Here is a 25,524-nt window from a genome sequence, read left to right on the forward strand (position 1 = left end):
TGCGATAGTTATTCTTACCCTGATCTTGTCATTCATATGATAATTTTGTTGTGGCTAAAATACGAACAAGTATTAGTACATATGTACATCAGAAGAAAGAATAAGGCTGATTTTTTCATTCTTAGCCTTGCTAAGAAAAAGTGGGATTAACTGCATTAACTCACTTGAAGCACCTTTGAGTTCATCTAAATAAAAAACTTTCACAGTGCGGTTTTTCACTGTGAATTGCATTGTGATGCATTTATAGCAAATAAATTACCAAAAAACCGATGTAGGTGCCCAGTGCACTGCCTAATGATCCAACCAGAATGGCGGGTAATGCCAGTTCTTTTCGGTCAAACGATTCGGCCAAAGTGATTGCAGTTGTGCCACCGCCAATGTTTGCTTGACTGACGATGGCCACCATTTCCCAGTCTCGGTAAAGCAGACCGCCCAATAAGGTTATGATTATCCCATGTAAGAGCACCGCAGTTCCTGTGAATAATATCAAGGTGATGCCTAAGTCTTTGAGCTCGATAACGGCAGCCAGTTCGCAACAGGCGCCAATCACAGCGAGGAATATATAGACCAAATACAAGCCCAGGTTGTGGCTGCCTTTTAAGTTGGCCACAAATTTTGTTTGGGCAAGTAAGATACCCAATGTGGAAATGGTTAAGATTGAAGGGATTTGTGGTATCCATTGTTTGATGATTTCTGAAATGAAATAGGCGCCAACACCTAAGAATAACAACCACATCAATCCATGCAAGTCGATGTACTCATTATCAGGGTCCTTTTGGCCGTCTTTTGAAACTTGAACATACGATGTCAGTTGGCTGCTGGTTCTGCCTTTCCACAATCGATTCAAAAATACAGGCATGGCCAATGTGACCATGATCCATAAGGTGGTCACCACATTATCTACCGCAATCACGCCTGCATATAAGGCGCCTTTTTCTTGAAAACCATATTCCAAAGCTATGGCATTGAAGTTCACACTGCCGCCTGTATAGGTTCCAGTGAGCATACCAGCGATGACGCGTGCGTCTTCTCCAAATACATCAGCGGGTGAAAACGCTGTCCAGGCGATAAGGATTCCCAATGAGGTGGCCAAAGAACCGATCAAAAATAAGCCGATCATTGGTAGGCCGGCTTGTTTTATTGTGCTGATATTGACTTTGAGTAGCAGGTAAAAAATGGCGATGGGTGCCAGGTATTTAAAAATACCACTATATAGCGGAATGCTGTTCGAAGCCGAGGGAATCAAATTCAGGTTGGCAATTATAGCAGTGAATAAAATCACCAAAAGTGCGGCGCCTAATTTTTTGCCAACAGTGGTTTTACTGACATACACTGCCAGAATCACCATCAGACACAATATTGTCAGAACATATATCGGGTCTGTGATAAAACTCATGGTTGTTTTTGTTGCGCTGACTTTCTGGCTTCCGCTTCAACTTCAGTTAAAAACTCAGGTTTAATTCCATTCATTTCCCAGGTGCCCAAAGCAATGGGTATACCACCAATGTCATTCAACTGGTCAAAAAAGGCTTTGAGTTCAAATTCACGGCCCTCGGCTTCATCCAATATGGCTTTTTGTGCCATGGCTTTTTCAAGCAGGTATTTGCCTGTGACGTAACTGGTACCGTATCCCGGTTGACGTAGATACAGATGTTGTTCAAATATCAGTAAATCGGGCTCGGTTTTCATCCAACCTCTGGGGGTGTTGTTCATGTGAATTTCACCGGCCTTTTCCATTGTCATTTCATTGGCATGTGCATACAAAGAGCCCAACCCACGAGCGGCCCTTTGTGCCAACATGATATAGACGATTTCTCTTGATCTTGGGTTGTGGTCGTATAAGCCGGCGTGCATGAATATTTCTTCCACAGCTGTCGCGGTACCCTCGTTGCGGCTGTCAAATATGTTATAGAGCAGGGCGCCTTTGCGAAGGGTTCTGGGGTTTGGATTGTGTTCTATGATGGCCAATTCAAACCAATGGTAAAAATGTGAGTACAGCGGTGTGGGGTCTAAGTGTGAACCGATATAGAAAAAATTTCGTGTCGCTTCAGGTATAAAACTCCCCAGCCTTTTGTCTAGTGCGGGTTTAAAATAGTCTGAGACGGTTACAATGTCTTTATCTTTGAGGAATTTCATGAAATAGGCGGCTGATTTTTTTGCCAGTTCATCATATTCAGCGGCATTTTGAGCAGGCACCAACTGAGGCAGGTTTCTGTTGCGGTGTTCTTCCAGTTTTAAAGACGACCAAGCGCGGTCTAATTCTCTTTGTAATAAGCGCACCTCGTCTTTCCATGTCAATGGCAAAAGGTGAACATGTTGTTGATACCAAGTGTATTGTTCAACTCCCAGTCCTGAAGGGCCTGTTTTTGAGCCACTTTGTTCGGTTAACCATTGGGCAAATGCTGCTGTGGATTGTGTCGCCTCGTTTAATGTGTCCATCAAATCTTGGTTCTTTGTAGCTGAAATTTTATCTTTCAGTTCGGTCAATTCTTTGTGTTGATCTTTGATGTCTCGGATACCGGCCACCCACAGTTCTTTGGCGTTTCCTGTGAGGTTGAGTCGGGCTTGTTTTTGTAATGGGGCGATGCGTGACAAATCAATGTTTAATCGCTGTTGTTCAGCCTCTTTTAAAGGGAAGTCATAGGTCCACAGCTCTGTAACATAATGCGGGGTAGGCCCTTCATGTGCGGGCACGTCACTTTGGTAAGTCCACACCTGCTTGTAAAAAGCGGGGTCTCTGGCCCATGGTTTGAGTACGTTCTCATTGAATTCATAACCGTTGATCTCTGCCAGCATCACGAACCAGTCGATTTGTTGTGGCGTTGTCCAATTTGTTTTGTCTAATGCCAACAGTTGGCTTTTAAACTGTTGCCATTGCGGCCTGCGTTTTTCAAAGGTTTGTTGGCGGTAGTCAGGTGCGGATTCATGTAATGGGGCAGTTTCAAATGCGCGCCATTGTGTAAATAATGTTTCTAACTCGTTGAATTCAGAAGCAGATTGCGCACCAAATGTCACCATCATCAGGATCAGTGTCATTAATTTTGTCTTCACATTTAACCTCGGTGGATGTTCATTCAGTCAACAATATAACAGTGATATCAATAGTTCGTCTAATCATTTATTCTCAGTGAATGAGCAGATTACAGCAGAAGACCACAAAGCGTGGATATGTCTTTGCCGGTGGTGGCATGGGACATTGATGTGATTTTCACGCACTATGTGTAAAATTTAGCGCAATAATAATTAAGGAAATGTCACGGTGGGTAGGTTTTCTATAAAAAAACAGTTGTTGGGTTTGTTGACATGGTTTGTTTTGTGTTTTGCAGCCTCTTTCGTTGGCGCGATGGCGACATTCAATGCAGCTGACACGTATAGTCAATTAACGCAGCCTAGCTGGGCGCCACCTGGATGGCTTTTTGGGCCTGTCTGGACGGCGCTTTATGCCTTAATGGCTGTTTCAGTTTGGTTGGTCTGGCGGCAAACAGCATCAAAACCTCAGCGCCTGGCATTGGTATCTTTCTTGATTCAGCTGGTGCTTAATGGATTATGGAGCTGGTTGTTCTTTGCGTGGTCATTGGGTTTGGGTCCGGTCATTAATATTGTTTTGTTATGGATCGCCATAGCGGTCAATATCGTCTTATTTTGGCGGGTTAATCGAGTCGCGGCTGTGTTGATGCTGCCTTATATATTGTGGGTTACTTTCGCAACCGTGCTCAACTTCGCCATGTGGCAGCTGAATACAGAGTTGTTTTATTAATTTGGTAAAGCCAGATATTGTTGAGAATATGAAAGCTTTATCCCTTACCGATAATTTAATCTTTTCACAGTTAAACTGTGCTTTTTAAGGTTTAGAAAAAACATGCACATGAAATACGTTCTCCTTTGTGTCTTTCACATATTTATTATGGTGTCCAGCGCAACAGCTCAAAACAACATACCTGAACTAAACAAAATAGTGGTCAGCGGCAAAGTGCCAGGGCCCGATTTGTGGAAAGTCACTCATGGGGATAATACTCTGTGGATTTTGGGTACATTATCGCCTTTGCCTAAAAGAATAGACTGGAATTCAATACCGGTTGAACAAGTGATTAAAAAATCTCAAGCTTTTATGAACATGCCGTCATTTTATTTTGACCTTGATGAAGTGGGGTTTTTCGGCAAAATATCATTGGCGACTTCTGCAATTGGCATCAAGAAAAACCCAGAAAAACAAAAGCTCAAAGACATCTTGCCTGCTGAGGTTTATGCGCGTTGGTTGAGTTTAAAGCATCAATACATTGGCAAAAGCCGAAGCATTGAAAAAACCAGACCCATTTTTGCTGTATATAAGTTGCTAGAAAAAGCGCTGAAAGAAAATGGATTAACGTCAAGAACCAAAGTCGTCAAAAAACTCAGAAAAGTGGCCAAGAAGCATCGGCTTGAGGTCATTGAACCCAAAATTAAAGTTGATTTCAAGGAGCCAAAATCCATGGTTAAAAAATTCAAAAAAACAGCCATTAATGACCTTGAATGTTTTATAAAAACGTTAGATCGTGTTGAACACGACTTGGACAACATGTCTGTCAGGGCAAACGCCTGGTCATTGGGTGAAGTTGATGTCATAAAATCTTTGCCTTATGTGGATGAAGGGCAAGCTTGTTCATCCACATTTTTAAACAGTGACTTGGCTCAAGAGGTTGGGTTATTTGATATAAGGTCTCGACTGAGGAAAGTTTGGATAGAGGCTATTGATGACGCATTGAGTTCAAACCGTTCAACCTTTGCAGTTTGGCCGATTACTCAGTTACTTAGCGATGAAAGTATCTTGAATGACTTGGCAGCAAAAGGATACCTTATTAAATCACCGCACTAACCCGTGTTTGATAAATCAAGAATTTGGTACTTTAATTTTATTCTCAGCAGTATTCAGGCAGCAGGGTAATGGTTGATTGGTGTGAGTTGATGGTGAGTTGTGGTTTTTAATCATTGATTGTCATATTTAGAGGCATTAGAATCAATTTCACTTACACATGCTTGATTGTTATGAAACCTGTTCCCGTGATCATTGTTTTGGTCCTCATTATTTTTATCTATAAGCATTCATATGAGGATGAATCATACGAACCAAAAGCACTTTCTTCAGAAATACAAGTGGTGGATAATTCCGGTCGTTGGTTTGAATGGAAGACCATTCGAGGTGTGGTTTATGACCTGGTTCAAAACAGGGCATTTAAAGAATTAGAAAGGTTGGTTAATGAAGTAAGGACCCATCATTATAAGTTTTATAATACCGATGCAGTTTTATTCGAACTGTACAATGTGATTGTAATTGACTTTCCGGATTATCCAGCCATACATGCGTTTATTGGTGAATGGCGCGAATTTGATCCTCAATCTAATATACCAGATATTTTAGAGGCCAGAGCCTACCGTGCCAAAGCTGGAGATTTGCGTGGTAATGGATATGCATCATTGACATCTGAAGAGCAGTTTAAGGGATTTGCAAAGTATTTAAAATTGGCACAGACTTCAGCTAATAAAGCTGAGCAAAAAGGGCCAATGGATGCCGAGTTGTGTAGGGAGCAGATTGGCTTGGCATTTGCTTCCTTAAAAGACAAGCCATTGGCGTTATCGTACTTCAACAAATGTATGGAAATAGATCCAGGTTATGTCCATACTTTTTATACCATGCGTAAATTCATGCAGCGAATCTGGTATGGATCAGACAGCGAGTTGCAAAAATTTATCGAACAAGCAGCAACAGATACGCAAGCTATTTATGGAGAGGGTATGTATGCCATTTTGGTGGCAGCACATACCTTTAATACGCGAAAGATATTCGTTAATAATGGAGGTCCTTATTCATGGAAAAGGGCCAAATCTGGTTTTCAACACCTGTTACAAAAATTTGGACCGTCAACATTCGTTTGGCATAAATACGGTTATTGTGCGATGTTGGCAGAAGACTACGATGCTTTTGGTGTTGTGTTAGAGGCTATTGGTACATCTTGGGATAATGACAAGCAAACTTACTTTAAAAAGCAGCCGTGGTTTAATTATCACCTCAGGCGTTGGCGAGAATATAACCAATAAAATGGCAAAAGCTTTCTGGACACAGTAATAATAGCTCAAATCATTCAGCACAAGTTCACGACCTTCATTTATAATTTGATTCTTTGAACTGATAGGGGTCAACATGAAAAAATGGTACCGTAGCTTATTTATATTTTCATTCGTCTTCGTCGCAGCATGTGTGACAATCAATGTATATTTCCCTGCTGCTGAAGTAGAGTCTGCTGCTGAAAAAGTGGTGAAGGACATTTTGGGTGATGAGAATGAAGCACCTGCCAGTGATGAGCAAGGCAGTTTGATGCCTGATATGTTGATGATTGTGACCGCTGTCAATCCCATCAATTGGTTTATTGGAACGGCACATGCACAGGCAGAAGCAGATATTGATGTATCATCACCAGCGATCAATGCGCTGACTGCTCGGATTAAAGGTCGATACGAATCATCATTGAAATCATTTTTAGATAACCAAACCATTGGATTCACCAACCAAGGTTTTGTAGAGGTTGTGGATGATGCTTCTTTGGGTTTGAAAGACCGTCAAGTGGCAAAAAAATTAGTCGCAGATGAAAATCGTGACCGACAAGCATTGTATCGTGAGGTGGCTGTGGCTAATGACCATCCAGAATGGGAAGATAAAATTCAAAAAGCCTTTGTAAAACAATGGACCGCCCAAGCCAAAAAAGGCTGGAAATACCAGAATCAAGATGGCCAGTGGGTCGTTAAATAAGCCAGTAAAAAGCCGTAAATTAAGAGTAAAAACATGAGTCGATCAAGGAAAGCGAAGAAACTGCCTCAAGAACCCATTGAATTAGTGATTGAAGATTTAAGTCATGATGGGCGAGGTATAGCTAAATGGAATGAAAAAGTGGTGTTTGTTCAAAATGCACTACCAGGTGAAACGGTGACGGCTAAATTGAGCAAAATGAACCGCAAGTACAACGAAGCCATGATGCAAGAAGTACTTGTTGCATCGGATGACCGTGTTGACCCTAAGTGTGAATATTACGAGATGTGTAATGGTTGCACCATGATGCATTTGGCAGAAGAAAAACAAATTGATTTCAAGTTCAATGCGTTGAAAAGTAACTTTTATAAAATGGCCAAAGCAGAGCCTAAAGAGTGGATTGAGCCGTTAACAGATGACCATTGGGCTTACAGGCGCCGCGCGCGATTAAGTGTTAAGTGGGTGAAAGCCAGAGAAGCTGTTTTGGTTGGTTTTCGTGAGAAAAATGGTCGATTCGTTGCTAAGATGGACTTTTGCGAGGTGTTAGAGAAACCTTTGGCGGATTTGATTCAGCCATTGGCCGAACTTTTTGCTCAAATGGACATCAAAGCCTTTATTCCACAAATTGAATGTTCTTTGGGCGATGATGAGTTGTCAATCATCATCAGGCACATGAGGCCATTAACTGACCCTGATTTTGAGTTATTGAAAGCTTTTGGTGAAGAAAAAGGATTGATGTTTTTCTTACAATCTAAAGGACCGGACACAGTCAAACCATTGGTGCCTTATGGTGACAGGCAGTTGGCCTTTTCATTGCCCCATTATGGTTTAAATTACCATTTTCTGCCGAATGATTTTATTCAAGTCAATCGCAAGATGAATGAAAAAATGATCAAGCAGGCTCTGGCTGCAATGGATCTAGAAGCGAACGATGTGGTATTGGATTTGTTTTGTGGTTTGGGTAATTTTACTTTGCCGATGGCGCAAACGGCGGCTCAAGTGGTTGGTGTTGAGGGTGATGAACGATTGGTGGAGCGTGCCAGGCACAATGCCGAATTGAATGGATTGTCGGTGGATTTTCATTGTGCTGACTTGACCAAAGACCACAGTAACAGTGCATGGTTTAATTCACCTTATAACAAAGTTTTGATTGATCCACCCAGAAGCGGTGCATGGGAAATATTGCCTTTGATTGCTGCTACAAAAGCAAAAACCTTGGTTTATGTCTCTTGTCATCCAGCCAGTTTGGCGCGTGATACGGACCGATTGGTAAATGAATTGGGTTTTACACTTGAAAAAGCGGGTGTGATGGACATGTTTCCTCATACTTCTCATGTAGAATCTATGGCCATATTTTCGCGACCATAAGGAATCATGTTATCATGTTAAGGTTGATTTTAATTGGAAATATATCATGACATTATTGGCTGTCATCATAGCTTTTGCACTCTTTCATTGGGTGAATAAACCTGAGTGGATGACCTCGTTTGTTGTGGTGACTGATTTTAATGGGTTGTTAAAAGAAAAATTGGGTATAGAAGCAGGCCAAGCACGCTTTGTTGCTGTTTTATTGGTGCCTTTGATTCTTTTAGGTTTGTTGATAGATGTTTTTAATGTTTCAGCTTTCCATAATGGACACCATGTCGGTCATTTGGTAATTCATGTGCTGATTTTATTTTATTGTTTGGGTCCAAAGCCCATGGAAACCGCGATTGAAAACGGTGAGCTGTTAAAACAAATGTCTTTGACTGAGGCGTCAAACCATAAATCAATCATCAATGGCATGACTGATGCGGCATTACACCGATGGTTTGGTGTTTTTATATGGTACTTGATCATTGGTCTATGGGGTGCAGTTTTGTATCGTGTCGCACAGCAACTGAATGAAGCTGATTTAAGTGATGAAGTGATGAAATCATGGGCATCTAAACTGATGGATATATTGGACTTTCCTGCGGCTTTATTGATGACTGTGGCGCTGGCTGTAGCTTCTGATTTTGAAAAAGTTTGGTCAAAATGTAAACCATTGATAAATACTGAAACCATAACTGAATTAAACTGTCAGTTTTTATATGATGCCATGTACCATACTGTGGAACACGGTGAAATTGAAGTGTCAACTGATGAAAGTGACGCTGTTAAAAATGATGAAAATCAAAGTAATGCCCATCAAGTAATCACAACCACGATGGCTGTATTGAAGCGCATGTTGGTGGCTTGTTTGGTGTTTGTCGCATTGTTGGTAATTTTTTCTGCGAGGTAATTTATGAGAAAGGGTATAGTGTTAAGTTTGCTGATGTCGAGTTTGATGATCAGTACAGGAATGGCTGGGAAGTTGTATAAGTGGGTTGATGAGGATGGCAATGTAACTTACAGTGACAAAGTGCCGCCTGAGCAAAATAAGTTGGCTCGTGAAGAGTTGAATGACCAAGGTGTTGTCAAAGAAAAAACCAATCGTGATTTAACACCTGAAGAAAAAAAGGCGAAAGCTGCCGAATTGAAAAAAGCACGTGAATTGGCGGAACAACAGCGTTTAGAAGCGATTCGTTTAGAAAAAGAACGGAATGCCATTTTGAAGTCTTATACCAGTGAAGATCAAATCATCAGACTTAAAGGAGAGCGCTTGGATTCGTTATATCGAAACATCGAAATGGCTGAAGATAATTTGGTTATTCAACAAAGGAACCATGAAGATTTATTAAAAAGAGCAGCTGATCGAGAACGTAATGGTCAAACAGTGTCAAAAGTTTTCTTGGATCAAATTGAAAAAATCAAAGGTCAAATTGAATACCAAAAACAATTCATTATTGATAAAAAAGCTGAAGTAGAAACGACGACCATCAAATATGATAATGAGCTGGCAAAATTTAAGAAATATACTGGTGTCGAAGAGAATGAATCTTCAGAGTAACTTCTGAGTATGACATCTGTCAAGCCGCCTACAAAGGCGGCTTTTTTGTGTCAAAATCATGCCAAATGTCTGCTTATATGGGGTTACAATAGCTGCATTATTTTTTAAAGTTATTTGGGACACCACACCATGAGTAAGAAACTAAACCCTTTAGATTTATTTGACATCAATGCATTGCTTGGAGAAGAAGAGCAAATGGTTCAGCAGTCAGTTGGGCGCTGGGTTGATGAACGTGTTTTACCAGTCATAGGCGAAGCCTTTGATAACCATGAATTCCCTATGGACTTGATTCCAGAGATGGCCGACTTGGGGCTGTTTGGTAGCAGCATTCAGGGTTATGACTGTGCTGGCTTGAGTTACACCTCTTATGGTTTGATTTGTCAGGAGCTGGAGCGAGGGGATTCTGGTTTAAGGAGTTTTGCTTCGGTACAGAGCTCTTTGTGTATGTTTCCAATTTATGCTTTCGGTAGTGAAGAGCAGAAACAAAAGTGGTTGCCTCCCATGTCACGTGGTGAAGTGATTGGTTGTTTTGGGTTGACAGAACCACATGCGGGTTCAGACCCAGCATCAATGAAAACACACGCCAAAAAAGATGGTGATGACTGGATCATTAACGGTTCTAAAATGTGGATTACCAATGGTTCGATTGCCGATTTGGCCATTGTTTGGGCGCAAACTGATGAAGGTATTCAAGGCTTTTTAATTGAAAAAGGCATGAAAGGGTTTGATACAGAATTAATCAAACGCAAAATGTCGTTGCGAGCTTCTGTCACATCGGCCTTGTTTTTTGATAATGTACGAGTACCTGATGCTAACAGGTTGCCGAATGTTAAAGGTTTGAAAGGTCCTTTGAGTTGTTTGTCTAATGCCCGTTATGGTATTTCTTGGGGTCCAATAGGTTCAGCTCAAGCGTGTTTGCAAGAGGTGATTGATTATACAGAAGAGCGCGTGTTGTTTGGCCGTTCATTGAATGAAAATCAAATCATTCAACAAAAGTTGGCAGACATGTCTCGCCGCATCACCACAGCACAATTATTGGCCTTGCGATTGTCACAATTAAAAGAGTCTGACGATTTGCATCCCACACAAATTTCTATGGCCAAATGGAACAACGTACGCATGGCCATAGACATTGCCCGTGAGTGTCGCGATATGTTAGGTGGTGCAGGTATTACAACTGAACATGTGGCCATTAGGCATATGTTGAATTTAGAAAGTGTGATCACATACGAAGGTACTGAAACCATCCATCAGTTGGTGGTGGGCAGAGAGTTGACTGGCAAAAACGCTTTTTAAGGGACTTGTCATGTCACAACAAAAATCTAAGGTCATCAACCGTGCTGAGGTTGTTGACCAAAACTTTATTGAATTTGTTAAAAGCCACCAAGCAGAAGAAACCAAGCAGTCACTAGAACAGCAGGGATTAAATGAAGGTGTGGTCTTAGATATATTTGAGTCTCAAGTGCGTTCGCGACAATTGGACTTGATGGCCCGTATCTTGAAATTACAAAACAAAGTTTTTTATACCATTGGCTCCTCAGGTCATGAGGGTAATGCCATGTTAGGGAAATTGCTGCGCCATACGGACCCAGCATTTTTACATTACCGTTCTGGCGGTTTGATGATGGAACGGTCTAGGCACATTGAGGGCATAGATCCAATTTGGGATACCTGTTTATCCTTTGCGGCGGCAGAGAGCGATCCGGCATCTGGAGGGCGCCATAAAGTTTGGGGCTCTAAACCTTTATGGGTCTTACCACAAACTTCTACCATCGCTTCACATTTGCCCAAAGCGTTGGGTTGTGCACTAGGTATTGAATTAGCCCAACGTTCTGAAGCGGACATACCTGTTCCTGAAGACAGCATCGTTTTGTGTAATTTTGGTGATGCCAGCTCAAATCATTCGACAGCACAGGGTGCTTTTAATGCGGCATCTTGGGCATCGTTTCAAGGGTTGAAAGTGCCGGTCTTATTTGTTTGTGAAGACAATGGGATTGGCATCTCAGTTAAAACGCCAAGCAACTGGGTTAAATCCAATTTCAAACACCGCCCAGGCATGCAGTATTTTGAAGCCGATGGTTTGGATATGGAAACCGGTTATCAACAAATCAAACGTGCGGTGGATTTTTGTCGCCAAGAACGCAAGCCCGTGTTTTTGCACCTGAAAACAACCAGATTAATGGGGCATGCGGGAACGGATTTTGAAGTTGATTACCGTAAACTGAAAGATTTAGAGGCAGCTGAAGCTGAGGATCCATTGTTGCGGTCTGCTGCCACTGTAATCAATCACGGTTTGATGACAGCTGAGCAAGTACTGGATATGTATCACAAGATACACAAAGAATGTTTGGATAAAGCGGAATTGGCGCACAAGAAAACAAAAATCAGTGACCTAAAACAGGTGATGGAACCACTGGCACCCTATGATGAAGAAGCAGTCAATAAAGAGGCTGCAAGAACAGTTGAGTCAGATAAGCGGTTACAGCTGTTTGGCAATGAAAAAATATTGCCAGAGAATCAGGCTCCGAAACACATGGCGATTCAAATCAATAAAGGCTTACATGATTTGATGTTGAAGTACCCAGAACTGATTATGTTTGGGGAAGATGTGGCACAGAAAGGCGGTGTTTATACGATCACTAAGAAGTTGTTTCAGCACTTTTCGGCTAAACGTGTGTTCAATACACTATTGGATGAACAAACCATCCTTGGCTTGGCACAAGGCTACAGTTATATGGGGATGCTGCCTGTGCCTGAAATTCAGTATTTGGCTTACTTTCATAACGCTTGTGATCAAATACGCGGTGAAGCGGCCAGTTTACAGTTTTTCTCCAATGGCCAATATGCCAATCCTATGGTAGTGAGGATTGCGGGTTTGGGTTATCAAAAAGGTTTTGGTGGTCACTTCCATAATGATAATTCAATCGCCGCCATCAGAGACATTCCTGGTGTGATTGTGGCCTGCCCATCTCGAGGTGATGATGCGGTGATGATGATGCGAACATTAACGGCGTTATCTAAAGTGAATGGGAGGGTGTCATTATTTATTGAACCCATTGCTTTATATATGCACAAAGACTTACATGCTGAAGGTGATGGTGAATGGAATTTTAAATACCCCGCACCGGGTGAATATGTGGCCATTGGCGAGCCTCGAATCTACCATGAAAGTGCTGAAGATATTTTATTGATTACATATGGCAATGGGGTTCCGATGAGTTTGGCTGCTGTGAAGCAATTTGAAGCCACACATGAGGCCAAAGTTAAGGTGGTTGACTTGCGTTGGTTACAACCACTCAATGAATCTGCAATTGTAGATCTGGTGTCAGGTTTTGATAAATTATTAGTGGTGGATGAAGGGCGTTATTCAGCCTGTGTCGGTGAAGCTGTTATTAGCTTGGTGAGCCGATTGAACAAATCAGATAAAAAGGTTAAACTGAGTGTAGAGTTAATTACCGGCGCAGACAGTTTTACTCCCTTAGCTGATGCTGCCAAAATGGTATTACCGGATCAACAACGTATAACAGAAGGATTGAAAAATTTGAATGGCTGAACTTTGCATTCTATTCGCCGATATAGCAGACAGCACCGCTTTGTTTGAAAAACATGGCGACGAAGCGGCGCGTACTGCCATTTCATCGGTGTTAGATGTGTTGTTACAAAAAGCCGAGGTTCATGAAGGTGAATTGGTCAAAACCATTGGTGATGAAATCATGTGTATTTTTCCCAAGGCCAATCATGCCATGTTAGCTGCTGTAGACATGCAAAACGCAGTCAGTGGTAACTTTGTTCTGGGCAATCACCCCATCAGTATTCGCGTTGGATTTCATTACGGTAAAGTGATTGAAGAGCAGGGTGACGTTTTTGGTGATGCGGTGAATGTAGCTGCCCGCATGACAGGTTATGCCAAAAGAGGCCAGATCATCACCAACTCAGCAACTTTTAAAGATTGCCACTTGCCACCGGTACTTGATCAGCGTTCATTGGGTAAAACCAAGGTCAAAGGAAAACTTTTGGCTGTAGAAATCATAGAAATCCTTTGGCAACAAGATGTCAGTCAAATCACACGAGTCACATCAGCACTGGACATCAAAGCACCAATCGCACAACGTGAAATGTTGTTAGAAATCAGTGGTCAAACCCATACCATGACCGAACAGTCACCGACTAAATCAATTGGTAGGGGGATTGATAACGATTTGCAAACTCAAGTGTTAATGGCCTCACGCTTACATGCGGAAATTCAGTTTTCAGGTGGTAATTTCAAATACACTGACATGAGTACCAATGGTTCGTGGGTGAAACAAGGTGATGCTGATCCAATTCGCATACACAGGGACGCCATGGTTCTACAAGGTGAGGGCTTGATTGCATTTGGAGAGCCTGATTTTGAGGATGCGGGTCAGTTGTTGCGATATCAAATTAAGAAGTGATCAGTAAATGACACTGATAAAGACTGGAGAATGAAAAATAGTGAACGATTTTTTTAAAAAATTTATTGGCTTTTCTTTGTTGTTTTTCGCTGTAGTGGTTGTGGCCATTAGGATGGTTTGGTGATGCCAGTTAAGTACAGAAAACAAGCCCAAAAAGCCGTTGACCAATACCAAGGTACGGCATGGTTGCTTTATGCTTTTGCAGTATTGTTTTTTATTCCAGTTTTGGTGAAGTTGATATCTGGAGACTTTTTTAATATGTTGTTATCGGCAGCTGCATTTGTGGGTATGTTGATTGTGGCATTTTGGATGAGTTTAGGCCTTAAGAACAAACGCCAGGCAATTAAAGACAAACGAATATTTAAACAGCAGGTGCCCATGATGTTTTTGAGTGCCTGTACTTTAGGTGTGGTCAATGGATTGGCGGCTTGGTTTTTAACCGGCTATGGCTTGTTCGCCTCTATAGGATTAGGTGCTGCAGCCAGTTTAGGTGCTATGTTGTGGTACGGTTTAGATCATGTGGTGCCGAAATCTTTCTCTGAGATAGATGACGATGAACAAAAGCAAGTGTTAATCAATGCAGAACAAGCGGTGATTAACATTAGAAGCAGTATCAGTCAATTTTCAAATGCAGAGCTGACAGGGCATTTGCAACGGATTGCTTCAACGACACAAGACATTTTGGGGCATTTAACTGCACACCCTAAAAAAATTAACAAAGCCCAACGATTTTTACACCATTACTTAACAGCAACAGAAAGCGTTATTTCTCGGTATGGGCAGACGCATGACAAAGTTGAAAATAAGAAACTTGAACAAAATTTTAAACAAGTGTTACAGAATATTGAATCGGTGTTCAAAAAACAACACCATAAACTGATAGAACAGGATGTGTTTGACTTGGATGTGGACATCGAAGTGTTAAATACTTTATTAGAGAAACAGGGTATCAAATAGGATAACAATAATGAGCGAACAAAAAACTGGCGTAGATACAGACGTGACCAACGAAACCATAAATGGCACCATAGAAGGAGAGATTGTACCTGGTGTCATGAATGAAATGGTGGCATACAAAGATGTGGATTCTGAAGAAAAGCAACGCATTGACGCTTTGATTAAAGAGATCAATATCGAAGATGCCAATTCTGTGATATTTTTTGGCAGTAAGGCGCAAGAGCAGGTTACTGAAATATCTGACAAAATGCTAGAAGGTGTGAAAAACAAAGATTTAGGTAAGTCCGGTGATGCATTGAATGAAATGGTAGCGACCATCCGTGGCTTTGATATAGATGAATTAGACCCCAATAAAAAGCCAGGCTTTTTTGCGCGTTTGTTTGGTAAGGCCAAGCCTTTGGTTAAGTTTTTACAAAAATATGAAGACGTCAAAAAGCAAATTGACAAAATCATCAATAAATTAGAAGGGCACAAAACCACACTGTTGAAAGACATCACCAGTTTAGACCGACTTTACGTGGCAAATTTAGAATATTTTCATACGCTGGAAGATTACATCAAGGCGGGTGAAGAAAAGTTACGTGAACTTCATGATGAAGTGATTCCAGCGATGGAAAAGCAGTCGAACGCTTCGGATGACATGTTAGAAGCTCAAAAGTTAAGGGATGTGCGCTCAGCTACTGCAGATTTAGAGCGGCGGGTTCATGACTTGCGTTTGACACGCCAAGTGACATTGCAAAGCTTGCCAAGCATCAGATTAGTGCAAGAAAATGATAAAGGGTTGATCAATAAAATCAATTCAACCATCGCTAATACGGTGCCGTTATGGCGTCAGCAATTGGCACAAACGGTAACCATTTGGCGCTCAGAGCAAGCGGCAGACACGATTAAGGATGCCACTGATTTAACCAATGACTTGTTGGCATCTAATGCAGAAAACCTACAAGTTGCTAACCGCAAAGTGCGTCAACAAATGGAACGCGGCATTTTTGATATTGAAGTGGTGAAAGAGGCCAACAATAAATTGATTGCGACGATAGATGACAGTTTAAGAATAGCAGAAGAAGGACGAAACAAACGTGAAGCTGCTGTTGGTGAGTTGGCTCAAGCAGAAAGTAAACTGCGTGATGCTTTGTTGCGCGCTAAAGCCGAATCAAAAGCTGTTTCTGAGTCTGCGGACTAACAGCATTGGTATTATTTCTAACTAAAAAAGGCGGTCTCAATTGAAACCGCCTTTTTATTGAGTGTTGATGCATTCTGAATTTAACTTCTGATGATTTTTGCGCCCAGTTGGTTGAGTTTTTCTTCAATGGCTTCATAACCACGGTCTATATAATGGATGTCGTGAACATCAGTATCACCTTGGGCTGCCAAACCAGCAATAACCAATGATGCAGATGCACGCAGATCGGTGGCTGTTACTGGAGCACCAGATAAGTGGTCTACACCTTTGATAATTGCACGATTACCTTCAACGTTGATATCCGCACCCATGCGTTTCAGTTCTTCTACATGCATGAAGCGATTTTCAAACAGGTTTTCCGTGATGATGCTGGTACCATCAGCTACAGCATTCAATGCACAAAACTGTGCTTGCATGTCAGTAGGAAAGGCAGGGTGTGGCGCGGTATATATATCAACAGGGTTTGGCCTTTGGTTCATTTTTAATGAAATTTGGTTTTCACCTAATTCAATCTGTGCGCCAGCTTCTGTTAATTTATCAAGCACGGCATCCAGGTCTTCATTGCTGGTGTTGGTGATGGTGATGTCACCTTGGGTCATGGCTGCGGCGACCAGAAATGTACCGATTTCAATCCTGTCTGGCATCACAGCATGGTGCGTTCCATTTAAACTGTCTTTACCTTGTACATAAATTTTTGAGGTGCCTATACCTTCAATGTTGGCCCCCATGGCAGACAGGTATTTGGCTAAATCAACAACTTCAGGCTCAATGGCCGCATTTTCTATCAAAGTTTCACCTTGAGCCAAGCAAGCGGCAATCAAAATATTCTCTGTTCCTGTGACGGTTACTTTATCCATCACAATTCGGTTGCCTTGTAAACGGTTGCCAAGGGCATTTTTGGTGCGGGCATGAATGTAACCATCAATCACTTCGATTTCAGCACCCATGGCTTTCAAGCCCTTGATGTGAAGGTCAACCGGGCGAGAGCCAATTTGACAGCCACCAGGTAAAGACACTTTGGCTTGGCCAAATCGTGCCACCAGTGGGCCAAGTGCTAATATGGATGCGCGCATGGTTTTAACAGTTTCATAGGGTGCAACTGGGTCAGTGATACTGTCTGGATTAATGTATATATCTGAATGATGGTCCACGGTCAATTGTGCGCCCATTTGAGCCAGTAATTGGTTCATTGTGGTCACATCATGCAAATGTGGAACATGAGAAATGTGTGATTCTCCTTGGCCCACCAATGTCGCTGCTAAAATAGGCAAAACGGCATTTTTTGCGCCAGAGGCTTTAATGGTTCCTGCTAAGCGGGTGCCGCCGTGAATGGTGATTTTGTTCATGTGTGACTGTGACCTATGTTAAAGTTTGTTGTATTCTTCAGGTGTATATGCTTTGATACCTAATGCATGGATGTCAGCAATCATGTGGTCACCCAATGCAGCATATATTAAACGGTGGCGTTTGATTTTCATCAAGCCTTCAAATGCTGATGATACCACGGTGGCTTCATAATGCCTGCGGTCAGCACCGTCTACTTTAGCAACTTGACAAGGAAAATGGTCTTTTATCAATTGTTCAATATCTTTTGGGTCCATGTAATGACTATTGGCTGTTTAAGGATAGCGGATTATCTTTTATAATGTCGCGTTTATAAAGTATTTGTGACACTTTTTTTGAAGGCTATACACTTTAATATATGCTAATTTATTCTTTCTTATACTTGATTGCTGGTTTAATCCTGCTCATTATAGCGGCTGATCGGTTTGTTCTGGGCGCTGCAGCCACCGCTAAACACCTAGGTGTTTCTACCATGTTAGTGGGTTTGATTGTTGTGGGTTTCGGAACATCAGCACCAGAGATGGTGGTTTCTGCTATCGCGTCCTTCAAGGGTGATTCTGGTATTGCACTTGGTAATGCAGTGGGGTCCAATATTACTAACATTGCTTTGGTTTTGGGTGTGGGCTTGGTTATGGTACCGATGAGCATTCATTCCAGAATAATCAAACGAGAAATGCCAATCCTGCTTGTCGTGACTTTACTCGTTTTGTTCTTGCTTTTAGATTTTGAATTAACCCGGCTGGATGGGATTGTCTTGCTTACTGGCATGTTTGTTGTGACAGGTTTGCTTGGTTTTCTTGGGTTAAAAGAAGGTAAAGATGAGTTTACGGATGAATTAGAAGCTGAGTTTGATTTTACCATCAGCATGAATAAATCATTGTTGCTTTTGGGTTTTGGCATCATTGCTTTACCAGTGGCCTCACATGTTATGGTTATTGGTGCGACAGACATTGCACGTTATTTTGGCGTGTCAAACTTAGTCATTGGTTTAACTGTTGTTGCCTTAGGTACTTCATTGCCAGAATTGGCTGCAACCATTGCCAGTGTGATGAAGAACGAACATGATTTAGCCATTGGTAATGTGGTTGGCTCAAACATATTCAACTTACTCGGCGTTATCGGTATTTCTGGTGTCATTAGGGGGTTTGAGTTTTCTCCTGACTTCATTAAATACGATTACTTTTACATGCTGTTATTAACCGTATTTTTGTTTTTTGTTTCCGTTTATTTTGTTTTAAAAGATAAATTGTTGTCGCGCATCATTGGGGTGGTATTATTACTGATGTATATCACTTATATGGTTTGGCAATATGTTAAAACTTAACATGAAAAACACAGCGTCAGAAATAACAACCCAAGCACACAAAGTGTTTGAGACAGAATTAAAGGGCTTGCGTGACTTAGATGCCCGGATTGGTGATGAATTCGTGAGCGCGATTCAAACCATGTTGGCATGTAAAGGCCATGTAGTTGTTATCGGTATGGGTAAGTCAGGTCACATAGGCAATAAAATTTCAGCCACACTGGCATCTACGGGGACACCTGCATTTTCTATTCATCCAGGTGAGGCCAGTCATGGTGATCTTGGGATGATTACTCAAGGTGACTTGGTCCTGGCTATTTCAAACTCAGGTGAAACAGATGAAGTGTTGGCGATTTTGCCGGTGTTAAAACGCTTAGGTATTCCTTTGATTTCAATGACTGGAAAACCGCATTCAACCTTGGCCAAAAACTCGAATGTACACTTAGATGTTTCAGTAAAAGAAGAGGCGTGTCCATTGGGGTTGGCACCCACGGCCAGCACCACAGCGACTTTGGTTATGGGTGATGCTTTGGCAGTGACGCTTCTCGAATTACGCGGATTTACCAAAGAAGATTTTGCGCGCTCTCACCCGGCAGGTGCATTGGGTAAACGCTTGTTGTTGGGCATTGCTGATGTGATGCGAACTGGCGATGCCATCCCTCAGGTGTCGGTAACAGCGAGTTTTAATGAAGCATTGATTGAAATGAACCGCAAAGGTTTGGGTATGACAGCCCTGGTAGAGGATGGCCATGTGGCAGGTGTTTTTACAGACGGCGATTTACGACGTACATTAAATGAGTCGATTGACTTTGCCAATACCAAGATAAAAGACGTGGCCACAATGAATCCAGTGATGATTCATGTCGATAAAATGGCTGTTGAGGCAGCTCAAATTATGGAAGAAAAACAAATCCATGCTTTATTGGTCTGTGGTGATGATAAGCAATTATTGGGTGCCTTGAATATTCATGATTTATTGACAACAGGGGTGGTCTGATGGTTTGGACAGATGAAATAAAAGCTTTGGCCAAGCAAATAAAATTGGTTATTTTTGATGTCGATGGTGTTTTGACAGACGGTAGTTTGTATTTCACAGATGACGGTCGTGAAATGAAAAAATTCAATGTCAAAGACGGATTAGGTGTTTCGCTGCTGGTACAGCATGGGATTGAAGTTGCCGTGATAACGGGTAGGAGTTCAGTGATTGTTGCTGAAAGAATGAAGTCCTTGGGTGTTAACCATGTGTACCAAGGTAGGATGAACAAATTAGAGACTTACGATAACCTCAAGTTGGCCTTGCAAATTGATGACTCTCAAGTGGCCTATGTTGGAGATGACATCATTGACTTGCCAATCATGACCCGTTGTGCTTTGGCTGTTGCTGTTGCTGATGCTCACCGAAAGGTTTTGGATGCTGCTACCGTTGTGGTTGATAAAAAAGGTGGTGATGGTGCGGCACGGCTGGTTTGTGACTTGATTATGGATGTTCAAGGTATAACCCATGATTTTACTGCTGGTCACCAGTAATGAAAGAGAGTAACTATTTCAGATCATTGATTATATTTGCGGTACTTGCTGCGATCAGTTATGGCTTATATGAATACCAGTTTGCTGATGATTCTGAGTGGCAATTTAAACCTTTCACAAAAGGTTATGCTTTGTTTGACAGTGAAATTCAAATGACTGATGAAGCCGGTCAAATTCATACCAGTATTGTGGCGCCTGAAATGGTTTTTTATGCTAACTCTGAAGAAACAAAAATTAAACAACCAATAATCACTTACCAGGCAGGCAAAGTACGGTGGAAACTGGAATCTGAATTGGCATTGATCAATGCCAATCAAAGTGAAATTACTTTTCCAGAAAGGGTGTCTATAAACACGTTGGCTACTGAGAATAATACAACCATCATTACACAAGCATTGACTTTGTTCCCTGAAACAAAACTGGCCAAATCTTCGGCTGAATTAAGCATGGTAAGTGACACCATGTCAATGACAGGGAAGGGCAGTGTGATTGATTTAACATTACAACAAATTGAGGTACTCGATGAAACGCATGCAGAATTTAGCCGCTAGTATATTACTGACTCTGACAGCCACCTCTTGGGCTTTGGACAGTGATCGCAAACAAAAGATTACCTTAGATGGTGGTGGTTGTGTGACCAACCAGAAAACCTATAAAACGGAGTGTCCCAATGGCTTGGTTATCAAGCAAGGCACGATGAAAATCAAGGCACAATATGGTTTAATCAGTCACAAGGATAAAGGCATTCAAATGATTAAAATGACAGGTGTTCCTGCGCATTTTGAACAAAAAATGGAGTCAGGTGAAGTGATGGTCATTTTGGCAAAGCAAATGGACTATGCCAAAGAAGAAGAAAAGATTTATCTGAAAGGTGACGTCAAAATCACAAGTGATATGGGAACAACAACAGGTCAAGAAATGGAAATCAATTTATTAACACAGGAGATTTCTTCAGTGAGTGATGACCCTGAGCAACAATTTCATATGGAAATCGTACCAGACAATGATTGAAGCCAGTCACATAGCTAAAAGCTATAAAAAACGTCAGATCATTAAGTCCGTATCATTGCAATTAAAACCTGGAGAAGTGGTGGGGCTTTTGGGGCCTAATGGTGCAGGTAAAACCACATGTTTTTATATGATTGTTGGGTTAATACCATGTGATGCCGGCAGTATCAAAGTCAATGGTGTAGACGCCACAAAGTTTGCCATTCATGAGCGTGCTCGATTGGGCTTGGGTTATTTGCCGCAAGAAGCTTCCGTCTTTAGAAAACTGACTGTGAAGCAAAATATACAAGCGGTATTGGAATTGAGAAAAGAATTGAATGCCACTGAACGAGACAACAAGTGTCTTGAGTTGATGGAAGAGTTGAGTATAGAACATGTTAAAAATCAACTGGGTATCAGTTTATCAGGTGGAGAACGTCGACGTGTTGAGATCGCACGAGCTTTGGCAATGGAGCCTGACTATATACTACTTGACGAGCCGTTTGCAGGCGTCGATCCAGTGTCAGTTATAGACATTCAAAAAATTGTTTTTCATTTAAAAAACAAGGGGATAGGTGTACTAATTACTGACCACAATGTCAGAGAAACCTTAGGCATATGTGATCGTGCTTATATTTTAAATGATGGTGGTATGTTAACTGAAGGCAAGCCAGAACAGATCATTGCCAACGCGGATGTTAGGCGTGTATATTTGGGTAATGACTTTGCAATGTAAGACAAAGTATTAATTTTTGATTTAAATCAAAAGGGCAGATTAATAAACCGAATTCTCTTGAAATCAATGGCAATTGCAGCTATATTTAATACAGAGGATTATGAAAATAACAAACAAAAAACTCCTACAAAATTCAAGTTTATCTTATCTATTCTGTCGTGTGTCTCACGGGTTGAATTCTCAATGTTTTTCTTTGTGTTCCACGACATTTCTAATGCCCCAACAATCAAATAGACCCTTTCGTTTGTATGTGCTGGGATTTACCAAAGCCCAAAGGGCTTCTTTATGAGGTAGTTATTATGCAATTAACCATTACAGGTCATCAACTCGAAGTAACAGAACCTATCAGAGATTATATTGAAACTAAATTTGAAAAAATTAAGCGTCATTTTGACCAAGTCTTGAATGCACACGTCATCATTCGTGTTGAAAAGTTGCAGCATCAGTCTGAAGCGACGATGCATATAGGTGGAAAAGATTTTTTTGCCGATTCTCGAGAAGATAATTTGTATAAATCGATAGATTTATTGGTCGACAAGCTAGATAAACAAATCAGGCGACATAAAGACAAGGCAACCAATCATCACCGTGAAGAAGCTGTTAGGCTCAATCAATCGGCTTATTAAATAATAGACTTAAACTTAGCAATAAAAAACCTGACTTTGGTCGGGTTTTTTTGTATACAATGATTGGCAATTCGATGGTTTAATGTCATCAATTAACCTTTGTTAAAGCAAAAGGTTTTCATGAAAGGGTAATTAAATAACACATGAAGTTTATAGATTTTATAGAAGAAGAGTGCATCTTATTAGATGTGCCTTTCATCAGTAAAAAAAGGTTGTTTGAGTTTTTGGCACAGCAGCTTAGTCAAGATGAAAAAGAAAAGTTTGCCATCTATCAGTCCTTTGTGGACAGAGAAAAAATGGGCAATACCGCTTTAAATAATGGTGTGGCGATACCGCATGGTAAATGTTTAGAAGACGGTGATGACATTCGTGTTGTGATTGCTCGTCTGGCACAAAAAGCTGATTATGAAGCATTAGATGATGTGCCAGTGCAAGTCGTTATGGCAATGGCTTTCCCTAAAGTAATTAAGCCTATACACAAACAAATCATGAATGAGGCGGCTCAATTGTTTAAGCAGTATCGTATGTTTAAAGGCATTTTGGCAGCGGAAAACAGAAAAGAAATCTCACGCGTACTTTTGGATACATATCAACAATGCAACAGCTTGTCATCTTAACAGGAATGTCAGGGGCGGGAAAAACCGTCGCACTCAGAACTTTTGAAGACATGGAATATTATTGTGTCGATAATTTGCCGCTGACTATGCTGGCTGAATTTGTGACTCATATAGAATCTGACGTTACTTTTTACCCTAAAGTCGCTGTGGGAATTGATATTCGAAGTCAAAACGATAATTTGTCGGGGTTTGGTGAGCAATTGGCACAATTAAAGATGCGTCAACTGAATGTCAAAGTGATGTTCCTTAATGCGGAAGAGCAAGTGTTAATTCAACGTTTCAGTGAGACACGTCGCCGTCACCCTTTATCAACTGAACAGTTCAAATTCAGCTTAACAGAAGCCGTCAGGAAAGAAGCTGATATCATGCAACAGATTAAACAGTCAGCTGATTTAGTGATTGATACCAGTCAACAGGCCGCCATGCAATTAAAGCAACACATCTGGCAATTAATGAGTGTTCCAAGTGATAAGGTGTCAGTTATTATCAAGTCTTTTGCGTTTAAAAGAGGCATACCTTTTGATGCAGATTTTGTATTTGATGCACGTTGTTTGCCTAACCCATATTGGGAGGTTGAATTGCGGCATTTAAATGGTAAGGATGAAGAAATTGCAGCTTTTTTTAATGAAAAGGATTTGGTTAAAGAATATATGAAAGACCTGTCACATTTTTCAAAAAAGTGGATCAACCATTTTGAAGCCAACGACCGAAGTTATATCACCATTGCAGTAGGCTGCACGGGCGGTCAACACCGTTCAGTATTTCTGGTTGAACAGTTGTTTGCTTATTTGGGAACTAAAGGGATTCAAGCATTGATATTACATCGTGAATTGGATTAATTTCTTATGTATGTTTTAACGACAAAGTCGTACTTGGGGTTGCTTTTATTGATGGGGTAATTGGTTGTCATGACTGTGCTCCACTCAGTGTTGTCTATTTCAGGGAAGTAGGCATCTCCTTCAAACTCACCTGTCACATAAGTTAAAATCATTTTATTACTATTGGGCAGCAGCCATTGATAAATGTGGGCACCTCCTATGACCATAATTTCTTCGTCAGGTAAGTTTTCAATGCCAGTAATGGTCTCGAATCCTTTGCGATAAAAATCGGGGTTTCGACTGAGTACCAAATTTTTCCTTTTGGGTAGCGCAAACGGCAGCGATTCACATGTTTTTCTGCCCATTAATACGGTTTTACCTAATGTAGCAGCTTTGAAGTTTTTCAAATCTGCAGGCAAGTGCCAAGGCAGGTCGTTGTTGTTGCCTATGACCCGGTTTTCACCCATGGCTGCAATTAATGTAAGTTGAGTCATACTGCCACTTTGCCTTTAATGTGAGGGTGTGCTTTGTAGTCACATAACTCAAAGTCATCAAAAGTGAAAGAAAACAAGTCTTTTACATCAGGATTAATTTTCATGGTTGGCAATTCATAGGGTTGACGTGTAATTTGCAATTCCATTTGTTCGATATGATTGTTGTAAATGTGTGCATCTCCAAATGTGTGTACAAAGTCACCTGGCCCTAAATCTAAAACTTGTGCCATCATCATGGTCAGTAAGGCGTACGATGCGATATTAAAAGGGACACCTAAAAAGACGTCGGCACTGCGTTGATAAAGTTGACATGACAGCTTGTTGTCGACGATGTAAAACTGGAACAGGCAATGACAAGGGGGTAATGCCATGTGGTCAACATCAGCTACATTCCATGCACTGACTATGTGTCGTCTTGAATTCGGGTTATTTTTTAATTGTTCGAGTAACAAAGAAATTTGATCGACATGTTCGCCGCTTGGTGTGGGCCAAGAGCGCCATTGATGCCCGTAAACTGGTCCTAAATCACCGGATTCATCAGCCCACTCATTCCATATGTTAACGCCATTGTCTTTTAAATACTTGATGTTGGTGTCACCCGCTATAAACCACAGAAGTTCATGAATGATTGACTTTAAATGCAGTTTTTTGGTTGTTAACATAGGAAAGCCTTGAGATAAGTCAAAGCGCATTTGGTGGCCAAAGACACTGCGTGTTCCTGTGCCTGTGCGATCACCTTTGATGCTGCCATTGTCAAGGATGTGTTGTGCGAATGATAAGTATTGCTGCATAAAAAAACCTTCCTGTTAA

At 41.2% G+C, this 25,524-nt stretch carries 27 protein-coding genes; 21 read left to right on the top strand and 6 right to left on the bottom strand.

Annotated features, from left to right (window positions below):
* Positions 1 to 241: 241 nt before the first annotated feature.
* Together FET73_RS07460 and FET73_RS07465 are read right to left on the bottom strand one after the other, a co-directional pair.
* The gene (locus tag FET73_RS07460) at positions 242 to 1,396 is read right to left on the bottom strand and encodes a DUF819 family protein (RefSeq protein WP_218944293.1); all 1,155 of its coding nucleotides are present in this window, start codon (positions 1,394 to 1,396) and stop codon (positions 242 to 244) included.
* On the bottom strand, positions 1,393 to 3,036 hold the full coding sequence (locus tag FET73_RS07465) for a hypothetical protein (RefSeq protein WP_154223321.1): 1,644 nt from the start codon (positions 3,034 to 3,036) through the stop codon (positions 1,393 to 1,395). Before FET73_RS07465 ends, FET73_RS07460 begins: the two co-directional genes overlap by 4 nt.
* Before the next feature lie 223 nt (positions 3,037 to 3,259).
* On the opposite strand from FET73_RS07465, the gene FET73_RS07470 reads away from it, so the two are divergent.
* The 12 genes from FET73_RS07470 (at position 3,260) to FET73_RS07525 (ending at position 16,262) form a co-directional block, all read left to right on the top strand.
* Positions 3,260 to 3,757 carry a tryptophan-rich sensory protein gene (locus tag FET73_RS07470; RefSeq protein WP_179952166.1) on the top strand — a complete coding sequence of 166 codons (498 nt, stop codon included), beginning with the start codon at positions 3,260 to 3,262 and terminating at the stop codon, positions 3,755 to 3,757.
* Between the two features lie 147 nt (positions 3,758 to 3,904).
* Positions 3,905 to 4,852 carry a TraB/GumN family protein gene (locus tag FET73_RS07475; protein ID WP_218944294.1) on the top strand — a complete coding sequence of 316 codons (948 nt, stop codon included), beginning with the start codon at positions 3,905 to 3,907 and terminating at the stop codon, positions 4,850 to 4,852.
* Between the two features lie 170 nt (positions 4,853 to 5,022).
* On the top strand, positions 5,023 to 6,072 hold the full coding sequence (locus FET73_RS07480; RefSeq protein WP_154223323.1) for a DUF4034 domain-containing protein: 1,050 nt from the start codon (positions 5,023 to 5,025) through the stop codon (positions 6,070 to 6,072).
* Between the two features lie 103 nt (positions 6,073 to 6,175).
* The gene (locus FET73_RS07485; RefSeq protein ID WP_154223324.1) at positions 6,176 to 6,781 is read left to right on the top strand and encodes a YdbL family probable chaperone protein; all 606 of its coding nucleotides are present in this window, start codon (positions 6,176 to 6,178) and stop codon (positions 6,779 to 6,781) included.
* Positions 6,782 to 6,814: 33 nt separating this feature from the next.
* Positions 6,815 to 8,146: a 23S rRNA (uracil(1939)-C(5))-methyltransferase RlmD gene (rlmD, locus tag FET73_RS07490; protein ID WP_154223325.1), complete on the top strand. Its 1,332-nt coding sequence runs from the start codon at positions 6,815 to 6,817 to the stop codon at positions 8,144 to 8,146.
* Positions 8,147 to 8,192: 46 nt separating this feature from the next.
* Positions 8,193 to 9,041: a hypothetical protein gene (locus FET73_RS07495; protein ID WP_154223326.1), complete on the top strand. Its 849-nt coding sequence runs from the start codon at positions 8,193 to 8,195 to the stop codon at positions 9,039 to 9,041.
* A gap of 3 nt (positions 9,042 to 9,044) precedes the next feature.
* Positions 9,045 to 9,689 carry a DUF4124 domain-containing protein gene (locus FET73_RS07500; RefSeq protein ID WP_154223327.1) on the top strand — a complete coding sequence of 215 codons (645 nt, stop codon included), beginning with the start codon at positions 9,045 to 9,047 and terminating at the stop codon, positions 9,687 to 9,689.
* Between the two features lie 129 nt (positions 9,690 to 9,818).
* Complete coding sequence (locus FET73_RS07505) at positions 9,819 to 10,985, top strand: acyl-CoA dehydrogenase family protein (RefSeq protein ID WP_154223328.1); 1,167 nt, start codon at positions 9,819 to 9,821, stop codon at positions 10,983 to 10,985.
* Between the two features lie 10 nt (positions 10,986 to 10,995).
* On the top strand, positions 10,996 to 13,242 hold the full coding sequence (locus FET73_RS07510) for a thiamine pyrophosphate-dependent enzyme (RefSeq protein WP_154223329.1): 2,247 nt from the start codon (positions 10,996 to 10,998) through the stop codon (positions 13,240 to 13,242).
* A complete protein-coding gene (locus tag FET73_RS07515; RefSeq protein WP_154223330.1) occupies positions 13,235 to 14,122 on the top strand; it encodes an adenylate/guanylate cyclase domain-containing protein in 888 nt (295 codons plus the stop codon). The genes FET73_RS07510 and FET73_RS07515 overlap by 8 nt, the downstream gene beginning before the upstream one ends.
* A 123-nt stretch (positions 14,123 to 14,245) precedes the next feature.
* Positions 14,246 to 15,079 (top strand): 5-bromo-4-chloroindolyl phosphate hydrolysis family protein, encoded by an 834-nt coding sequence (locus tag FET73_RS07520; protein ID WP_154223331.1) that lies wholly within the window; start codon positions 14,246 to 14,248, stop codon positions 15,077 to 15,079.
* 10 nt (positions 15,080 to 15,089) lie between these two features.
* Positions 15,090 to 16,262 (top strand): toxic anion resistance protein, encoded by a 1,173-nt coding sequence (locus FET73_RS07525; RefSeq protein ID WP_154223332.1) that lies wholly within the window; start codon positions 15,090 to 15,092, stop codon positions 16,260 to 16,262.
* An 80-nt stretch (positions 16,263 to 16,342) separates the two neighbouring features.
* Here the strand turns inward: FET73_RS07525 and murA are convergent, their stop codons facing one another.
* Positions 16,343 to 17,608 (bottom strand): UDP-N-acetylglucosamine 1-carboxyvinyltransferase, encoded by a 1,266-nt coding sequence (murA, locus tag FET73_RS07530; protein WP_154223333.1) that lies wholly within the window; start codon positions 17,606 to 17,608, stop codon positions 16,343 to 16,345.
* 18 nt (positions 17,609 to 17,626) lie between these two features.
* Positions 17,627 to 17,863, bottom strand: coding sequence for a BolA family protein (locus FET73_RS07535; protein ID WP_154223334.1), 237 nt, complete (start codon positions 17,861 to 17,863; stop codon positions 17,627 to 17,629).
* 101 nt (positions 17,864 to 17,964) lie between these two features.
* Here FET73_RS07535 and FET73_RS07540 point away from each other — a divergent pair, with 101 nt between their 5' ends.
* The 9 genes from FET73_RS07540 (at position 17,965) to rapZ (ending at position 24,241) form a co-directional block, all read left to right on the top strand.
* Complete coding sequence (locus tag FET73_RS07540) at positions 17,965 to 18,930, top strand: calcium/sodium antiporter (protein ID WP_154223335.1); 966 nt, start codon at positions 17,965 to 17,967, stop codon at positions 18,928 to 18,930.
* Between the two features lies 1 nt (position 18,931).
* Positions 18,932 to 19,906 carry a KpsF/GutQ family sugar-phosphate isomerase gene (locus FET73_RS07545; RefSeq protein ID WP_154223336.1) on the top strand — a complete coding sequence of 325 codons (975 nt, stop codon included), beginning with the start codon at positions 18,932 to 18,934 and terminating at the stop codon, positions 19,904 to 19,906.
* Positions 19,906 to 20,436, top strand: a complete 531-nt coding sequence (locus FET73_RS07550) for a KdsC family phosphatase (RefSeq protein WP_154223337.1) — start codon at positions 19,906 to 19,908, stop codon at positions 20,434 to 20,436. Before FET73_RS07545 ends, FET73_RS07550 begins: the two co-directional genes overlap by 1 nt.
* Positions 20,436 to 20,987, top strand: coding sequence for an LPS export ABC transporter periplasmic protein LptC (gene lptC, locus FET73_RS07555; RefSeq protein WP_154223338.1), 552 nt, complete (start codon positions 20,436 to 20,438; stop codon positions 20,985 to 20,987). Before FET73_RS07550 ends, lptC begins: the two co-directional genes overlap by 1 nt.
* The gene (locus FET73_RS07560) at positions 20,959 to 21,447 is read left to right on the top strand and encodes an LptA/OstA family protein (protein ID WP_154223339.1); all 489 of its coding nucleotides are present in this window, start codon (positions 20,959 to 20,961) and stop codon (positions 21,445 to 21,447) included. Before lptC ends, FET73_RS07560 begins: the two co-directional genes overlap by 29 nt.
* The gene (gene lptB / locus FET73_RS07565; RefSeq protein ID WP_154223340.1) at positions 21,440 to 22,159 is read left to right on the top strand and encodes an LPS export ABC transporter ATP-binding protein; all 720 of its coding nucleotides are present in this window, start codon (positions 21,440 to 21,442) and stop codon (positions 22,157 to 22,159) included. The genes FET73_RS07560 and lptB overlap by 8 nt, the downstream gene beginning before the upstream one ends.
* A gap of 299 nt (positions 22,160 to 22,458) precedes the next feature.
* Positions 22,459 to 22,785 carry a ribosome hibernation-promoting factor, HPF/YfiA family gene (gene hpf, locus FET73_RS07570; protein WP_154223341.1) on the top strand — a complete coding sequence of 109 codons (327 nt, stop codon included), beginning with the start codon at positions 22,459 to 22,461 and terminating at the stop codon, positions 22,783 to 22,785.
* Positions 22,786 to 22,928: 143 nt separating this feature from the next.
* On the top strand, positions 22,929 to 23,402 hold the full coding sequence (locus FET73_RS07575; RefSeq protein ID WP_154223342.1) for a PTS sugar transporter subunit IIA: 474 nt from the start codon (positions 22,929 to 22,931) through the stop codon (positions 23,400 to 23,402).
* Positions 23,381 to 24,241, top strand: a complete 861-nt coding sequence (gene rapZ, locus FET73_RS07580) for an RNase adapter RapZ (RefSeq protein ID WP_154223343.1) — start codon at positions 23,381 to 23,383, stop codon at positions 24,239 to 24,241. Before FET73_RS07575 ends, rapZ begins: the two co-directional genes overlap by 22 nt.
* Here rapZ and FET73_RS07585 read toward each other — a convergent pair.
* Together FET73_RS07585 and FET73_RS07590 are read right to left on the bottom strand one after the other, a co-directional pair.
* Entirely contained in the window at positions 24,238 to 24,714 is a 477-nt protein-coding gene (locus FET73_RS07585; protein ID WP_154223344.1) for a dihydrofolate reductase, read from the bottom strand. The two genes, rapZ and FET73_RS07585, sit on opposite strands and share 4 nt — an antisense overlap.
* Entirely contained in the window at positions 24,711 to 25,505 is a 795-nt protein-coding gene (locus FET73_RS07590; protein WP_154223345.1) for a thymidylate synthase, read from the bottom strand. Before FET73_RS07590 ends, FET73_RS07585 begins: the two co-directional genes overlap by 4 nt.
* Positions 25,506 to 25,524: the final 19 nt, after the last annotated feature.

Source organism: Marinicella rhabdoformis (assembly GCF_009671245.1).
Classification (GTDB): Bacteria; Pseudomonadota; Gammaproteobacteria; order Xanthomonadales; family Marinicellaceae; genus Marinicella; species Marinicella rhabdoformis.

Excerpts from the sequence above, each read along its gene's own strand:
- FET73_RS07510 (WP_154223329.1), top strand. The coding sequence starts at position 10,996 with ATGTCACAACAAAAATCTAAGGTCATCAACCGTGCTGAGGTTGTTGAC.
- hpf (WP_154223341.1), top strand. The coding sequence starts at position 22,459 with ATGCAATTAACCATTACAGGTCATCAACTCGAAGTAACAGAACCTATC.
- FET73_RS07590 (WP_154223345.1), bottom strand. The coding sequence starts at position 25,505 with ATGCAGCAATACTTATCATTCGCACAACACATCCTTGACAATGGCAGC.
- FET73_RS07545 (WP_154223336.1), top strand. The coding sequence starts at position 18,932 with ATGAAAAACACAGCGTCAGAAATAACAACCCAAGCACACAAAGTGTTT.
- murA (WP_154223333.1), bottom strand. The coding sequence starts at position 17,608 with ATGAACAAAATCACCATTCACGGCGGCACCCGCTTAGCAGGAACCATT.
- FET73_RS07515 (WP_154223330.1), top strand. The coding sequence starts at position 13,235 with ATGGCTGAACTTTGCATTCTATTCGCCGATATAGCAGACAGCACCGCT.
- lptB (WP_154223340.1), top strand. The coding sequence starts at position 21,440 with ATGATTGAAGCCAGTCACATAGCTAAAAGCTATAAAAAACGTCAGATC.
- lptC (WP_154223338.1), top strand. The coding sequence starts at position 20,436 with ATGAAAGAGAGTAACTATTTCAGATCATTGATTATATTTGCGGTACTT.
- FET73_RS07485 (WP_154223324.1), top strand. The coding sequence starts at position 6,176 with ATGAAAAAATGGTACCGTAGCTTATTTATATTTTCATTCGTCTTCGTC.
- FET73_RS07540 (WP_154223335.1), top strand. The coding sequence starts at position 17,965 with ATGCTAATTTATTCTTTCTTATACTTGATTGCTGGTTTAATCCTGCTC.
- FET73_RS07560 (WP_154223339.1), top strand. The coding sequence starts at position 20,959 with ATGAAACGCATGCAGAATTTAGCCGCTAGTATATTACTGACTCTGACA.
- FET73_RS07465 (WP_154223321.1), bottom strand. The coding sequence starts at position 3,036 with ATGACACTGATCCTGATGATGGTGACATTTGGTGCGCAATCTGCTTCT.
- FET73_RS07575 (WP_154223342.1), top strand. The coding sequence starts at position 22,929 with ATGAAGTTTATAGATTTTATAGAAGAAGAGTGCATCTTATTAGATGTG.
- rapZ (WP_154223343.1), top strand. The coding sequence starts at position 23,381 with ATGCAACAGCTTGTCATCTTAACAGGAATGTCAGGGGCGGGAAAAACC.
- FET73_RS07520 (WP_154223331.1), top strand. The coding sequence starts at position 14,246 with ATGCCAGTTAAGTACAGAAAACAAGCCCAAAAAGCCGTTGACCAATAC.
- rlmD (WP_154223325.1), top strand. The coding sequence starts at position 6,815 with ATGAGTCGATCAAGGAAAGCGAAGAAACTGCCTCAAGAACCCATTGAA.
- FET73_RS07460 (WP_218944293.1), bottom strand. The coding sequence starts at position 1,396 with ATGAGTTTTATCACAGACCCGATATATGTTCTGACAATATTGTGTCTG.
- FET73_RS07500 (WP_154223327.1), top strand. The coding sequence starts at position 9,045 with ATGAGAAAGGGTATAGTGTTAAGTTTGCTGATGTCGAGTTTGATGATC.
- FET73_RS07525 (WP_154223332.1), top strand. The coding sequence starts at position 15,090 with ATGAGCGAACAAAAAACTGGCGTAGATACAGACGTGACCAACGAAACC.
- FET73_RS07535 (WP_154223334.1), bottom strand. The coding sequence starts at position 17,863 with ATGGACCCAAAAGATATTGAACAATTGATAAAAGACCATTTTCCTTGT.
- FET73_RS07495 (WP_154223326.1), top strand. The coding sequence starts at position 8,193 with ATGACATTATTGGCTGTCATCATAGCTTTTGCACTCTTTCATTGGGTG.
- FET73_RS07480 (WP_154223323.1), top strand. The coding sequence starts at position 5,023 with ATGAAACCTGTTCCCGTGATCATTGTTTTGGTCCTCATTATTTTTATC.
- FET73_RS07550 (WP_154223337.1), top strand. The coding sequence starts at position 19,906 with ATGGTTTGGACAGATGAAATAAAAGCTTTGGCCAAGCAAATAAAATTG.
- FET73_RS07505 (WP_154223328.1), top strand. The coding sequence starts at position 9,819 with ATGAGTAAGAAACTAAACCCTTTAGATTTATTTGACATCAATGCATTG.
- FET73_RS07585 (WP_154223344.1), bottom strand. The coding sequence starts at position 24,714 with ATGACTCAACTTACATTAATTGCAGCCATGGGTGAAAACCGGGTCATA.
- FET73_RS07475 (WP_218944294.1), top strand. The coding sequence starts at position 3,905 with ATGGTGTCCAGCGCAACAGCTCAAAACAACATACCTGAACTAAACAAA.